At 72.5% G+C, this 13,639-nt stretch carries 14 protein-coding genes; 8 read left to right on the top strand and 6 right to left on the bottom strand.

Features of this window, described 5'->3' with window-relative positions:
- Positions 1 to 2: 2 nt before the first annotated feature.
- Both WMF11_RS35580 and WMF11_RS35575 read right to left on the bottom strand, forming a co-directional pair.
- On the bottom strand, positions 3 to 476 hold the full coding sequence (locus WMF11_RS35580) for a hypothetical protein (RefSeq protein WP_437903683.1): 474 nt from the start codon (positions 474 to 476) through the stop codon (positions 3 to 5).
- Entirely contained in the window at positions 473 to 1,156 is a 684-nt protein-coding gene (locus tag WMF11_RS35575; RefSeq protein ID WP_437543816.1) for a hypothetical protein, read from the bottom strand. Before WMF11_RS35575 ends, WMF11_RS35580 begins: the two co-directional genes overlap by 4 nt.
- Before the next feature lie 671 nt (positions 1,157 to 1,827).
- On the opposite strand from WMF11_RS35575, the gene WMF11_RS35570 reads away from it, so the two are divergent.
- From WMF11_RS35570 to WMF11_RS35545, 6 genes are all read left to right on the top strand, one after another.
- Positions 1,828 to 3,387 carry a DUF882 domain-containing protein gene (locus WMF11_RS35570; protein WP_437973891.1) on the top strand — a complete coding sequence of 520 codons (1,560 nt, stop codon included), beginning with the start codon at positions 1,828 to 1,830 and terminating at the stop codon, positions 3,385 to 3,387.
- A gap of 12 nt (positions 3,388 to 3,399) precedes the next feature.
- A complete protein-coding gene (locus WMF11_RS35565) occupies positions 3,400 to 3,933 on the top strand; it encodes an NUDIX hydrolase (RefSeq protein WP_437903681.1) in 534 nt (177 codons plus the stop codon).
- Between the two features lie 213 nt (positions 3,934 to 4,146).
- Positions 4,147 to 5,355 carry a serine hydrolase domain-containing protein gene (locus tag WMF11_RS35560; protein WP_437973890.1) on the top strand — a complete coding sequence of 403 codons (1,209 nt, stop codon included), beginning with the start codon at positions 4,147 to 4,149 and terminating at the stop codon, positions 5,353 to 5,355.
- 913 nt (positions 5,356 to 6,268) lie between these two features.
- Positions 6,269 to 6,646, top strand: a complete 378-nt coding sequence (locus tag WMF11_RS35555) for a hypothetical protein (RefSeq protein WP_437973889.1) — start codon at positions 6,269 to 6,271, stop codon at positions 6,644 to 6,646.
- Positions 6,558 to 7,418 (top strand): Smr/MutS family protein, encoded by an 861-nt coding sequence (locus WMF11_RS35550; RefSeq protein WP_437973888.1) that lies wholly within the window; start codon positions 6,558 to 6,560, stop codon positions 7,416 to 7,418. Before WMF11_RS35555 ends, WMF11_RS35550 begins: the two co-directional genes overlap by 89 nt.
- Positions 7,415 to 8,131 carry a hypothetical protein gene (locus WMF11_RS35545; RefSeq protein ID WP_437903677.1) on the top strand — a complete coding sequence of 239 codons (717 nt, stop codon included), beginning with the start codon at positions 7,415 to 7,417 and terminating at the stop codon, positions 8,129 to 8,131. Before WMF11_RS35550 ends, WMF11_RS35545 begins: the two co-directional genes overlap by 4 nt.
- A gap of 31 nt (positions 8,132 to 8,162) precedes the next feature.
- Here WMF11_RS35545 and WMF11_RS35540 read toward each other — a convergent pair whose 3' ends face one another.
- Entirely contained in the window at positions 8,163 to 8,999 is an 837-nt protein-coding gene (locus tag WMF11_RS35540) for a hypothetical protein (protein WP_437903676.1), read from the bottom strand.
- Between the two features lie 25 nt (positions 9,000 to 9,024).
- The gene (locus WMF11_RS35535; RefSeq protein WP_437543801.1) at positions 9,025 to 10,041 is read right to left on the bottom strand and encodes an isocitrate/isopropylmalate dehydrogenase family protein; all 1,017 of its coding nucleotides are present in this window, start codon (positions 10,039 to 10,041) and stop codon (positions 9,025 to 9,027) included.
- A gap of 302 nt (positions 10,042 to 10,343) precedes the next feature.
- Between WMF11_RS35535 and WMF11_RS35530 the strand changes: the two genes are divergently transcribed.
- Complete coding sequence (locus WMF11_RS35530) at positions 10,344 to 11,225, top strand: OmpA family protein (protein WP_437543799.1); 882 nt, start codon at positions 10,344 to 10,346, stop codon at positions 11,223 to 11,225.
- A gap of 78 nt (positions 11,226 to 11,303) precedes the next feature.
- Here WMF11_RS35530 and WMF11_RS35525 read toward each other — a convergent pair whose 3' ends face one another.
- Positions 11,304 to 12,140: an AraC family transcriptional regulator gene (locus WMF11_RS35525; RefSeq protein ID WP_437973887.1), complete on the bottom strand. Its 837-nt coding sequence runs from the start codon at positions 12,138 to 12,140 to the stop codon at positions 11,304 to 11,306.
- A 76-nt stretch (positions 12,141 to 12,216) separates the two neighbouring features.
- Between WMF11_RS35525 and WMF11_RS35520 the strand changes: the two genes are divergently transcribed.
- Entirely contained in the window at positions 12,217 to 13,002 is a 786-nt protein-coding gene (locus tag WMF11_RS35520; RefSeq protein WP_437973886.1) for a class I SAM-dependent methyltransferase, read from the top strand.
- A gap of 30 nt (positions 13,003 to 13,032) precedes the next feature.
- Here WMF11_RS35520 and WMF11_RS35515 read toward each other — a convergent pair whose 3' ends face one another.
- Entirely contained in the window at positions 13,033 to 13,605 is a 573-nt protein-coding gene (locus WMF11_RS35515; RefSeq protein WP_437973885.1) for a hypothetical protein, read from the bottom strand.
- Between the last annotated feature and the right edge of the window lie 34 nt (positions 13,606 to 13,639).

Below are 13,639 nucleotides of genomic sequence, written 5' to 3'. Positions count from 1 at the left end.
CGCTAGCGCTGCGCGGCCGCGCTTCGGCTCGGCGCGGCGGCGGGCTCCGCCCCGGTGCCCGCGCTCAGCCCGAGCTCGCGCATCAGCTTGGCCGTGAGCTTGAAGTAGGTGCCGCGATCGTACGGCTGGTTGAGGATGTGGAAGTCCTTCCGCACGAGGCCCACGCAGCCGAAGCAGTAGGTGCAGCCGGTGCAGTCGACCGAGCGCACGAGGTACGACGACTGCGTGCACCGCTCGGACGCGACGCAGTGGCTGCACGCGATGAGATCGCGGCAGCCGCGGCAGTGCGTGCTGTCCGAGGAGCGCTGGGTGTCGACGCAGTAGTGGCACCGCTGCAGCGCCTTCGAGTTGCGGCAGAACGTGCAGTCGACGCAGCGCTCGCACGAGACGCACGCGACGCACCGCTCGTTGCCGGTGCCCGTCTCGAACGCCTGGATCAGCTTGCGGAGCTCGGCCTCGAATTCCGCGCGCGTCATTCCGCCTCGCCGCTCGCTTCGGAGACGTCCCCTCCCGCGCTGCGCCGGGCCGCGCCGTCCGCGGCCGGGGCCTCGGGCCTGCCGCTCACTTGGCGGCGCAGCCGCTCGGCGGCCTCGCGCGTCGCGGGCTCCTCCGCGAACTCCTCGATGCGGCGGAGCCGCGACTCGAGCACGGCGCGCCGCTTCGGCAGCTCGCCGACGAGGATGCCCGCGAGCTCGTCGATCGCCTCCTGGATGCGCTGCTCGTCGCTGTGCTCGAGCAGCTGCAGGTACACGTCCTGCTCCGCGGGGAAGGCGTGGCCGGCGCGGAGGAACTCGTTCGCGGCCTTGGAGATGTTGGGCCGGCCCGACGCGCAGAGCAGCTTCGACAGGAGCCGCTGGCGCTCGACGGCCTTCGGGTCGCTCTGCGGAGGCGGCGCGAGGACGATGCGCCCCGGCGCCTTGGACGCGGCGTCGCGTCCGGACTTGACGCGCCCGCCCTTGCTGTCCTCTGCCTCCGGCTCCTTGCGCGGAGAGAACAGCGCCTCGAGCGCGGCGCGGTGTTGCTTGGCTGCCCGCCGGTCCTCGCCGGTCTGCGTCGGACGCGGCAGCCCCGCGCTGTTCGGCTGACCACGGCCATAGGCCGTGTGGAGCTCGGGATTGTGCCAGACCTTGGTTGCGTCTCTACGAATTCGGCGCATGTCGTGCCCCTGGTGACCTCGGAGCGATCATGGACGCGCCACCGGGTTCGGCTTCCGCATCCCGCGTGTGGCGCCCCGCTTGCATCGATGTTGTGGTGAATGAGGCTGGTGCGTGTTGGGCCGGGCGCTTCCCCCGCGATCCGCGATGGCCCGGACGATGTTGCGCAAGGGACGCGACGCCTATCTCCGCGCTGATCACGCTGGCTGCGTTGATCGTGAGGGTAGGGCCACGCCGCAGTGCGTGGTGCGCCGGGCGATACCCGGCCGCGGACCGCGTGACGAGGGGCTCTGCCCCCATGCACCCCGGAGCCGCGCTCACGACCCGACCGCAGTCGCGAGGCAGCTGGGTTCCTACCACAGCCTTTGGTCAGCGCCGCAGAAAATTGGGCTGCCCTCCGCACTTCATGCCATTCCTGCCCTCAGGTTCGGTCCCTTCCGAGGTTGCCTTCCGAGTCTCCCTTCCGAGTCTCCCTTCCGAGCTTGCGAGCTTCCGCGAGGGGCGTCTCGGAGACGCTGTTTCGAGGTTGCCGGTCTCGTCCCAGGTCGATTCAAGAAGCGGACCGCTGACTGCCCTTCCCAATCCCACATCCTGCGGACGGGCGGCGACGCCGTGTCTGGGAGATCCGCTCCTTGGCGGATGGCACTCGCACCCGAACCGACTGGAGCTTTCCATGATGAGCCTTCGATCCGTGAGCAGTGAAGGCGCGGCGCCGCGGGACGCAGGGGGAGCTGTGCGCAGGGGGGAGCCGCGTGCGCGCCTGAAGCGTGCTCGCGCGGCCGCGCTCTCGGTGCTGGTGAGCATCGCGGTGCCGGCGATCCTGGCGGGGCCCGTCTGCGCGGAGCCGCTGCCCGGGGCGCACGCCGCTGCCGAGAGGTCCGGGGAATCGAGGGAAGAGGAGCGCGAGCAGACCCGTCGGGGCCGTGCGCCGGCGAGCCCCGCAGGCGCGGAGCAAACTCCGCGAACGAAGACGCGGGAGAGCTCGCCCGATCGCCGCGTGAAGAGCGCCTCGGCGGCGAGCGGTGACGAGAAGACGAACGGGGCGGGGGACCGGAGGGGGAGGGCCCGTAGTACCCGCAGCAAGGCGCCGCACGCGGCTGCAGACGCGGAGGAAAACGCGGGCGGCTCGGCGAAGGCGGGCGGCGGGAAAAACGCGGTCGCCAAGAAGAAGGCGGGCGGCGAGAGGAAGAAGGAGAAGAGGCGGGCGGCGCGCACGGCCGAGAGCAAGCGGCGCGGGGCGAAGAAAGGGATGGAGCGGGAGGCGCCTCCGAAGCCGTGCCACGGACCGGTGCTCTCGATGGATCGCAGCGGGCTGGAGCCCGAGCGCCTCGAGCTGGTCGACTGCAAAGGGAAGCCGCGCGAGGAGGCCCGGCGCGCTCTCTCCTTGCTTGCGCGCCCCTGGGGCACGCCGCGGCCGATCCTGTCCGACGAGGGGGCGCCCGCGCGGAGGCCGGAAGCGGCGAGCCGCAAGGGGCGGCGCGCCGGCGATGCGCCGCGAGCCGCCGGGAGCAGGGCGAGCTGGGTGCAGGGAGGGGAGATCGCGCCCGGCGTACGGCTGCTCGATCCCGGGCTGCTCTCCCGCATCGACGCGCTGGCGCGGCGGTACCCGGGCCGGCTCGTGTCGCTCGTGAGCGGGTATCGGCCGCAGAGCCAGGGTAGCCTGCACCAGACGGGGCGGGCGCTCGACCTGCGCATCGCCGGGGTGCGGAACGACGAGCTCGCAGCCGCCTGCCGCGCGCTCGCCGACACGGGCTGCGGGTACTATCCGAACAGCTCGTTCGTGCACGTCGATGTGCGCGCGCCAGGGACGGGGAGCGTCTCGTGGATCGATGCGTCCGGACCCGGCGAGGCACCCCGCTATGTGACCGCGTGGCCGCCACCACAGGACGAAGGGCGAGGGGCGACCGAGCGGATGCCCGGCGAGGACGCGGAGGAGGTGCTCCGGCGGGAGCGCCGCGACAGGACTGCGAGCACGGCGCCGGAGAAGACGGCTGGCCCTGTGCCGAACAAGGCGAGCGCGGCGCCGGAGACGGCGAGCACGACGCAGGAGAAGGCGGGACCGCCGGAGACGGCGAGCACGACGCAGGAGAAGGCGGGACCGCCCGAGAAGGCGACCACCACGCTGGAGAAGGCGGGACCGCCCGAGAAGGCGACCACCACGCTGGAGAAGGTGGGAGCGGTGACGGAGAAGACAGGAGCGGTGCCGGAGAAGGCGGCGAGAGGCACGCCGTAGTAGTGAGGCGGGATGGGTATCACGATTCCTCGCCGGCACGCCTCGGCGCTCGCCGGTACGTTCGGTCCGCTCGCGATCCATCGCCATGAAGTCATGGCTGCGGGCGCGTCTTATCCTGCCTTCACGCTGGAGCTCGCCGACTGGATCTCGGTGGCCGCGATCACGGATGAAGGTCAGTTCGTCCTGGTGCGGCAGTACCGGCACGGGGTCGACGCGGTGACCATCGAGACGGCTGGCGGCCTCGTCGATCCAGGGGAAGAGCCGGCGGCCGCTGCGCCGCGCGAGCTCCTGGAGGAGACGGGGTATGCCGTGGAGTCGCTCGAGACGCTCGGGTGGGTGCACCCGAATCCTGCGCTCCAGGCGAACCGCTGCTTCCTCTACCTGGCGCGCGGCGCGCGGCGGGTCGGCGAGCCCGAGGGCGACGAGCACGAGAGCACGGAAGCGGTCGTGATGAGCGCAGATGACGTGAGGGCGGCGATGCAGGACGGCCGGATCAGCCACTCGATCGCCGTGATCACCTTGCTGCGGGCGCTCGCCGTTGCGTGATTCGTGGGAACGGCCTGTCTGCCGACTCACGCGATAAGCTGCGTTATCGACGTCCTGCGTGGGCGAGAGCACCCGCATCTTTGCGGGCCGGTTGACACGGTCGGACCCGTCGCGTCTTGATGCCTGTCGTTCGCGGGGCCGCCCCTGGAGCTCAGGAGCGGCGCGGCGGAGCGCAGCAATGGACCTCACGGGGAAGCCATGGAGACCCGATTGATGAGCCGTGTTCTTCGGCCGACCGCTTTCTTCTCTTCTTATATTGGCGTTGTCCTCCTCGCGGGGTGCACGAGCTCCTCGCCCGCTCCGCTCGACATGGTGGCCGCCACGGACGACGAGGGCCGTGAGAGCGTCGGAGTCGAGAGCGCCGCCGCTGGACCTGGCGGTCCAGACCCTGCGCCGGGCGCCGGCTGCGACGAGCTCTCGGTCGAGCTCCAGAGCGCGCTCGACGCGGCCGTGGATGCGCAGCGGCTCCCCGGAGCGGCCGCCGCCGTGCACCTCGGCGGGTGCAGCTGGCTCGGCGCGGCGGGGGTCGCGGACACCGAGGCCGACGTGGCCATCCAGCCCGGCGATCTCTTCCGCGCAGGGAGCATCACGAAGACCTTCGTCTCCACGCTGGCGCTGATGCTCCGCGCAGAAGGCCGGCTGTCGCTCGACGACGCCGTCTCTGCGTACGTCGGCGGTGTCCCCCGCGGAGAGCAGATCTCTGTGCGACAGATCCTGAACCACACGAGCGGCGTCTTCGATTACACGGCGCTCGACGAGTTCTGGACCGCGGCCTTCGACGATCCGACGCGCGCGTGGACACCCGCGGAGCTCATCGAGCTCGCGGCGTCGAAGCCGCCGTATTTCGAGCCAGGGCGCGGCTTCGCCTACTCCAACACGAACTACATCATCGCCGGCCTGATCGTCGAAGCAGCCTCGGGAGAGCCCATCGGCGAGCTGCTCCGCGCCCGCGTCCTCGAGCCGGCGGGGCTCGCGCACACCTACCTCGACGGCGCCGAGGAGGCCCTGCCCGGCCTCGTGCACGGTTACGGGCGGAGCCGGGGGGAGCTCGTCGAGATGACCTCCGCGATCGACGCGTCCGCGGCCGGCGCGGCGGGCGCGCTGGTCTCGACAACGGGCGACCTCACGCGCTTCTACCGCAAGGTGCTCGACGGCACGCTGCTCGGCCCCGCCGAGATCGAAGAGATGACCGCGTGGGTCGACGCGCCCCTCGGCGAGGTCACCGGGTACGGCCTCGGGCTGTCGCGCCGGGAGTCTCCGCTCGGCGTCCAGGTCGGTCACGACGGCGGTATCTGGGGCTTCACGTCGTCGTCTTATTACGCGGTCGACAAGGATGCTTCTATCACCGTGCTCGTCAATCTCGACGGCGGCGATGTCGGCAGGATCGTCGATGAACTGTCGAATGTCCTGATCACGCCCTGAGCCGGGAAGGGGCCGCCGCGTCGATATCGACGCGCACGCGCGCAGGCTGGTACCGGTCGCTGTCCGCCGCGCGCACACGAGGCGCCCCGCGGCGTGCGAGGCGCGCGCGGCGCCGAGCCGCGGTGTCAGGAATCCGCGCCGTCGCGGCGTGGCACGAGCGGTCCGCCTCGAACGGGCCTCACGCTTGCATCGCCATGGACGCAGCCCGCGCGGGATGACGCCCGGCAAGACGCTCGCATCGCGAAAGGATTCCGTGATGAAGCTGGTGAAAGCGCTCGGGGGCCTGGCGCTGTCCGGAATGGCGCTCGGCACCGCGCAGATGGCTGCTGCGGGGAGCACGACGCCCATTCAAGATCTCGTGCTCGTCGAGGAGACGACGAGCTCGGACTTCCCCGACGCCAGGATTCCCCCGGATGACGTCCCAACTCATGGGCATTTCCGGCCGTTCAGGCCCTTCGGGCCGCACAGGCCATATGGGCATTTCCGGCCGTTCAGACCCTTCAGGCCGTATGGGCACTTCCGGCCGTTCAGACCCTTCAGGCCGTACGGCGGCTTCCATCCCTACGGGCAGCCCCATGACCCCGGGCGATCAGAGGCAACGCCGGCAGAGGACCGCCCCGGGCCGATCCTGCGCCTCGGAGAGCCTCGCTGACCTCCAGGAGCGGCGCCGGGGGCGGGTGGGTCCCCGTTCCTCGCGTCGCGCGGAGTGGAAACCGTAGGGCGGGGGCGTCGCCAGCGGCGCGCCCTCGCCTGCGCGCCTGACGAGCCGCTCGGGGGGCCGGCGGAGCCCCGCTCCCCCTCGCCGCAGCCCGGGCTGCCACGCGCGGGAGGCGGCCCGAGCTCCGCGCGCGCGGCCTCCCGCGCCGCGACGGGGCGCGCGGCGCGCCCGGCCCGATGGCGTATGCTGCGCCCGATGCGCTCTCACGACGCGGGCCGCCCAGGCGCCCCGCCCGCCGCCCACTCGCCCGCCGAGCTCTTCCGCCGCATCTTCGCGCTGCTCGCCGACATGGAGGGAGCGCAGAGGGCCAAGGTCATCGACCTCGCGAGGCGCCTCATCCCCACGCTCACGGCCGAGGACATCCGCAACCCCCACGACTTCCCCGGCCTCGACGACCCCGACTGGCACTTCGAGGACGGGCAGCTCGCCGGCATCGAAGCCGTCCGGTTTGCACTCCGTGGCCTCGCGAGCGATGTTCTGGGGGATGGCGAAGGGCGCGAAGCGCGAGAGAGACACGAGAACGACGGCCAGCCCGGAGCGAGCCGCGAAGGCGGCGGCGCGCAAGGTAAATGAGGCGTTCTATCAGCCGTTCTCCACGCTCCGGCAGCTGAACAAGGCCAAGCCGGCGCCCGAGGCGAAGCCCAAGGCGACGGCGGCCTCGCCCAAGGCGACGGCGGCCTCGACCGAGGTGAAGCCCAAGGCGACGGCGGCCTCGGCCGAGGCGAAGCCCAAGGCGAGATCGCCCGCGCCGCCGGGCGCAGGCGCGGCGGCGCGGGCAAGCGCCGAGCAGGCGCCGCGGCCCGTCGACCCCGAGACCTTCGCCATCTACATGGCCGGCGTCCGCGTGCTCGAGGATCGCGCGACCCGGATCCCGGTCACCGCCAGCCGCGTCGAGCGGGCCGCGCTCCCGACGATCACGTTCGATCCGGACGAGGACGCGCGCTCGCGCATGCGCTCGCTCGTCATCGAGGGGATCAAGTTCGAGACCACGGACGACAGCGAGCGCATCGAGGGCCGGCGCCTCGACGTCGATCCGCGCGAGCTCAGGCGGCTCCGCCGCGCCCGCTACGCCGTCGACGGCACCCTCGATCTGCACGGCCTGAGGCTCGAGGCGGCGCGCGAGGCCGTCGAGGCGTTCGTCTGCAAGCGCCAGCGTGACGGCGACCGCGTCGTCGCCATCGTCCACGGCAAGGGCAACCACTCGCCCGGCGGCCACGCCGTGCTCCGCGGCGAGATCGCCGCCTGGCTGAGCAACGGCCGCGTCGCCCGCCACGTCGCCGCCTTCGCGACGGCCCCGGACGCGGAGGGCGGCGCAGGCGCATTGCTCGTCCTGCTCACGCGATGAGGCCGGAGCCGCGCGCCCAGCCCGCCGGAGCGCCGGGGCACGGGCCGCAGCCGAAGGCGCGCGCGCCGCGCCGCGCCCTCGCGCCGGCCGCCGCGCTGCTCGCCCTGGTACCCGCGTGCGCGCCGGCCCCGGCCGCGCCGCCCGGGCCGCCGAGGCCCGCGCCGCCCGCGCAGGCGGCGTCGACGCTCGGCGACGGCGAGCTCGGCGAATACCGCTCGGATCGCTTCGATCTCCGGCTCCCCCTGCCCGACGCGCGCGGCTTCCGCGTCGAGGACGGCGAGGGCCCCTGGCTCGTCGCGACCCACGCCGCGTCGTCGACGTCGCTGCTCGTGCGCACCTGGCGCGAGGACGGCCGCGCGAGCCGCGCGGCGTGCGAGGCGCGCGCGCGGCTCTGGCGCGACCTGCCGCGCCCCGGCGAGGGCCTCACCGCCGCCGAGCGCCGGATCGACGTGCCGGAGGGGTTCGACACGGTCGTGGCGATCGGCGTCGCCGACACGCACTCATCGCCGCGAGCGCCGATCGACGGCTTCGCGGTCGCCTTCGGCGGCTCCGGCCGGCGCTGCTTCGCCTTCGTCGCGGAGACGCGCGCCGCGGGGCCCTCGGCGGAGCAGCTCGTGGCGGAGCGGCTCGCCGCGGTGGTCGAGATCTCGCTCGGCGGCCTCCGCCTGCTGCGCGAGATCGCGCCCGCCGTGCCGCGCGAGCCGCCGCCGTGAGCCGCGCGAGCCGCCGCCGCGCGCCGCCGGCTCAGCGGTAGACGCCGCTCCGCGCGCGGGACTCGAGCGCCGCGGCGAGCTCCTCCTCGCCGATCGACCAGGCCTCGGCCGACAGCGCGCGCGCCTCGACGGGCTGGAGCGCCTCCAGCGCGTGCGGCGCGAAGCGCAGCCGCGACAGCGACAGGAGGCGCTCGAGCGCCTCGGAGGCCACGCCGCCCTGGAGCTCCTGCCGCCACGCGCGATCGATCGCCTCGAGCCGCGCGGGGCTCTTCCACGCGTCGGCGATCACCACGCGGCCGAGCCGCGCGTCGATGGCGTCGATCCCCGTGGGCAGCGCGACGATCGCCTGCTGCGCCGCGCGCGCCGGGTCACCGAGGCCCAGCGAGAGCAGCGCGCGGGCCGCTTCGAGCAGCCGCGCCTCGTCGGGCCGGAGCGCGGCCCGATCGACCGACGGGAGCCGCTCCAGCGCGGCCGCGTAGCGCTCGCGGCGCGCAGCGTCGATCACGGCGGCCAGCGCGCGCAGGACCCTCGCCGTAGGGGGCGAGAACCACGGATCCGCGCCGGCGCGCGGGCGCTGCGCTGGGTCCTCGAGGTCGAGCGCGGCGGCGCGCCACAGCGACGCGCGCGCGTCGAGGACGGCGCGCGTCGCCTTCACCGCGAGCGCGAAGAACAGGGCGGCCGGGAGCAGGCCCTTCACGCCCCAGATCTCGCTGAGGAAGTAGCTCGCCGCGACGAGCGACGAGAGCGCGAGCAAGAGCAGCAGCCGCCGCCGGCGCCTCGCGTCGTCGCCCGCGGCGCCGGCAGCCCCGTCCGTCGCGCCGACGAGCTCGGCGCACCACTCGAGCAGCCACGTGAAGGCGGATCCCACGTCTGCGGGATCAGGATGCCCTCCGCTAGGCCTCCGCGCGAGGCCTTTCGATCTCCGCGCAGAGCGCCCGGGTGAAGTCGCTCGTGCTCGCGGCGCCGCCGAGGTCGCGCGTGCGCACCTGGCCAGCCCGGTAGAGCGTCGTCAGCGCCCGCTCGATCCGATCGCCCGCGTCGTGCTCGCCGAGGTGCCGCAGCATCATCACGGCGCTCTGCACGAGCGCCGTCGGGTTCGCGTAGCCCTTGCCCGCGATGTCCGGCGCCGACCCGTGCACCGCCTCGAAGACCGCCGCGTCGTCGCCGATGTTCGCGCCGGGCACGATCCCGAGCCCGCCGACCAGGCCGGCCCCGAGGTCGGAGAGGATGTCGCCGTAGAGGTTCTCCGTCACGATCACGCCGAGCCGGTTCGGATCGCGGACCATCGTCATGGCCGCCGCGTCGACGATCATCTCGCCGAGCTGGATCTCGGGGTGCCCCACGGCCACCCGCCGCGCGCAGTCGAGCGCGAGGCCGTCGGAGATCTTCATGATGTTCGCCTTGTGGACGATCGTCACCTTGCTCCGGCCGTGCTTCTTCGCGTACCGGAACGCGAACTCCGCGATGCGCGTCGAGCCCCGCTCGGTCGTGAGCTTGATGCTCTGGGCCACGCCGGGCAGGATCATGAGCTCGAGCCCGGCGTAGAGCCCCTCGGTGTTCTCGCGCACGATGACCATGTCGACGTCGAACCGCGGCTCGACGCCCGGCAGGCTGCGGATCGGCCGCACGTTCGCGTAGAGGTCGAGCGTCTGCCGGAGCGTGACGTTGACGGAGCGGAACCCGCCCCCGATCGGCGTCGTCACCGGGCCCTTCAGGGCGATCCGGTTCTTCCGCACGGCGTCGATCACGGGGAGGGGGAGCGGCGAGCCCGTCAGCTTCGCGACCTCGATGCCCGCGTGATGGATCTCCCAGTCGACGGCGACGCCGGCGGCGGAGACCACATCCTGAGTCGCCGTCACCACCTCCGGGCCGATGCCGTCGCCCGGGATCAGCGTGATGCGATAGGCCATGGGCCGTCCCATTAGCAGGTGCGCAGGCGGGAACAATGGACAAGCGCGCCTGTGTTGCGATGGCGCATACACGCGCCGCGTCAGCGCGCCGCGCCTGGCGGACGCGGTGACGGGGCGCGGCGACGGAGAGAGGCGCGCGAGGCGGGGGGTCGGGCGGCTCGATACGGCCTTTTACAATCGCGCGCGACCTCGGTAGGGTACGCGTCCGCACGGCCTGACAGGCCGCTGTCACCTGGAACCGGGCGCGGGCCGAGCCATCGGCCCCAGCCCATGTTCACCAACTAGAGTGAAGGAGCGTGCTCATGCACCCTCGTGTCTTGAAAGGTCGCAGAACCGCCTTCGCGGCCTTCCTGCCTGCCGTGATCGCGTCGTCCTCGCTTGGGTGCGGCTACTCCGAGGAGGAGTGGAAGGCCCAGCTCGACAAGTACAACCGCCTTCAGAGCCAGCACCAGACCACGGAGGGCCGCCTCGCCGAGACGCAGAAGGAGCTCGAGGCGACCCAGGCGAAGGTCGCGGAGCTGACGAAGCAGCTCGAGGCGGCCGGGGTCGACATCGGCAAGCTGAACGAGAACCTCCAGGCGACGAGCACGCAGGTGTCGCAGCTGAGCTCGACGCTGGAGGAGCGCGAGAAGGCGCTCGCCGAGTTCAAGGCCCGCGCCCGCCAGCTGGAGGCGATCAAGGCGCGGTTCGAGACGCTCAAGAAGAAGCTGGACGAGCTCACGAAGCTCGGCCTGGCGGTGAACATCCGGAACAACCGGATGGTCATCTCGCTGCCGGGCGACGTCCTCTTCGACTCCGGGCGCGAGACGCTGAAGAAGGAGGGCAAGGAGATCCTCCTCAAGGTGGCGACGGTCGTGAAGAACGACAAGTCGCTGCTCCAGCGCGACTACCAGGTCGCCGGCCACACGGACAACAAGCCGCTCGCGGGCGGCCAGTTCCGCGACAACTGGGGCCTGTCGCTGATGCGCGCCCGCGAGGTGCTCGTGTTCCTCGTCAGCCCGGCCGACGTCAAGGGCGGCGGGGGCGCGCTCCCCGTCGCGAACTGGAGCGCGGCGGGCTTCGCGGACACCGATCCGGTCGCGACCAACGACACCGACGAGGGCCGGCAGAAGAACCGCCGCTGCGACCTCATCGTGGTCCCGAGCGTCGAAGAGATGCTCGACCTGCGGGCGATCACGCAGTAACCCGCGACCTCGCGGCGCGCGCCGCCGTCCGCGGCGCGCTCTTCGAGGGGCGCGTCCGCGCCGTCAGGTCGGCTCAGGTCAGCTCTTGTGTCCACCGCCCGGCGATGGCCGGGCGGCCTTGCGAAACTCGCTCGGCGTCTGGCCGGTGACGGCGCGGAACGCGGCGGCGAACGCGCCGAGGCTCTGAAAGCCGACGTCCAGCGCGACCTGCGTGACGCTGGCGCTCGGGCTGGAGAGCAGGTCGATCGCCCGGAGCACGCGCGCGCGCGTGACGAAGCCGCGCCACGTGACGCCGGTCTCCTCGCGGAACCGCCGCCGCAGCGTGCGCTCGGTCGCCCCGGCGAACGCCGCCGCCCGCGGGAGATCGGCGCTGGAGACGTCGCGCAGCGCGCACTCGATCGCGCGCTGCACCGGCCGCGTCTTGCCGCGGGGCAGCCGGTACGTGGCGCCGCGATCGAGGAGCGGGCCGATGAGGTCCGCCATCGCCGCGAAGAACGTGTTGGCCGCGGCGTCGTCCGGGCGCCGCGCGACCGGCCAGCGGCGCGCGTAGATCACCATCTCGCGCAGGAGCGCGGGGATCTCGAAGATCCTCACCGCCGCGAGGGGGGAGGGGAACGCGGCGGGCTCGAAATAGATCGAGACGATGGACGCGTCGCCGCAGGTGGTGGCGTGCCGCTCGCCCGCGGGGATGAGCGCGGCGAGCTGCGGGGGGAGCAGGAAGGACGCGTCCTCGACCTCGAGGCGCGCCGTGCCGGCCAGAGGACAGAGCAGCTGGTGCCGCGCGTGGGTGTGCCATCCGTACGCGGCTCCCGGCAGCTCGTCTTCGTAGGAGAACGCGCGCGCGCCGGCATGATCGAGCCCGAGGCGCGCGAGGTGCTCGGTGGTCTCCGTCGGGGTCAGGACGCGGGCTTGCAAGGCGTGGCCTCTCGGCGGTGATCTTTGTCCGTTCGCGGGCAGCCGTAAAGCCGGAGCGCGTCCACCCTCGAGCGCCATGAAGCAAGCCACTCCCGCGGCGCACGATGCGTTGATACAGGAACAGTTCACCCGCCAGGCCAGGCCGTTCGCCGAGGTCCGGGCCCACTCGGCGGAATCCGCCATGGGGCTGCTGCTCGACGCGCTCGCCCCGGCGCCGGGCGACGCGGCCCTCGACGTGGCCTGCGGGCCGGGGATCGTCGCCTGCGCGCTGGCCCAGCGCGTGGCGAGCGTGCGGGGGCTCGACATCGTCCCGGCGATGCTGGACGAGGCGCGGAAGAGGCAGGCGAGCCTCGGTCTTTCCAACGTCACCTGGGAGCTCGGCGACGCGAGCCGGCTGCCCTATCCGGACGAGAGCTATCACCTGGTCACGACGCGCTACAGCTTCCATCACCTGCTGGAGCCGCTCGTCACGCTGCGCGAGATGGCCCGCGTGTGCCAGAGGAGCGGGCGAGTCGCCGTGATCGACGTGGCGCCGGCCGAGGACAAGCGGGCGGCGTACGACGCCGCAGAGAAGATCCGCGATCCGTCGCACGCGAGCGCGCTCACCGAGCGCGAGCTCGGCGCCCTGTTCGACGCGGCGGGGCTGGAGATCGAGACGACGACGCGGTACCGGATCGAGGTGGAGCTCGAGGCCGCGCTCCGGGCCTCCTTCCCGGAGCCCGGCGGAGCGGACCGGCTCCGGGCCCTCTACCGCGCCGACGTCGGCGTCGACGCGCTCGGCGTGGGCGCAGAGCTCCGCGGGGACGAGGTCCACTTCGCCTATCCGATCGTCATCCTGGTGGGCCGGAAGCGCGGCGCGTAGAGCGCCATGGCCGCCCGGGGGGCGCCTTGATCAGCCGTCGCACCCCTCGATGCCGGCCGTGCAGTACGCGCTCCACCACGGGTTGCACTTGTCCGCGTCCTCCGCGTCGTTGCTCATGTCGAGCAGCGCAGCGAAACCGCTGTCGGCGCCCCCGTAGCGCAGGTGCATGTGCTTGACGTCGCCGTCCCCGTGCGGCGGTCGCATGACCACGAAATGAAACGCCTCGCAAGCAGCGTCGCCGGATGCGAGCTCGAATTGCAGCCATACGGACTCCGGGTACTCCGGAAAGTAATGGGGATCCGGGGCGAAGCCCCCATACGAGTACGTGCACCCCTCGGCGAGCGGCGTTTGCCCTTCGCGATCGCTGTAGAAGGAGAAATCCGTCATCTGCTTGAAGACGATCCGCCCCGGATTGCGCGGGTCCTCAGGGCAGGCAGCGGCGAGCGGGTCGGACGTGAACTCGCCGTCCACGCCGCGGTAAGGAACATCCTTGTTCGGCTCCTGGGCAACCACCTGTTCATCGCCCGAGCCTTCGTCAGCGCAGCCGAACAAGAACATCGCAACGAACCCGGCGCACAAGGCGCGCGGAAGTGGACACGTCATCTCATGAGCTCCTTCGAGGTAAGGGCCGGTCGAG

Source organism: Sorangium sp. So ce295 (assembly GCF_051527405.1).
GTDB lineage: Bacteria > Myxococcota_A > Polyangia > Polyangiales > Polyangiaceae > Sorangium > Sorangium cellulosum_B.
Note: the sequence above shows the minus strand (reverse complement) of the source record. Positions and strands in the feature narration are given on the sequence as shown.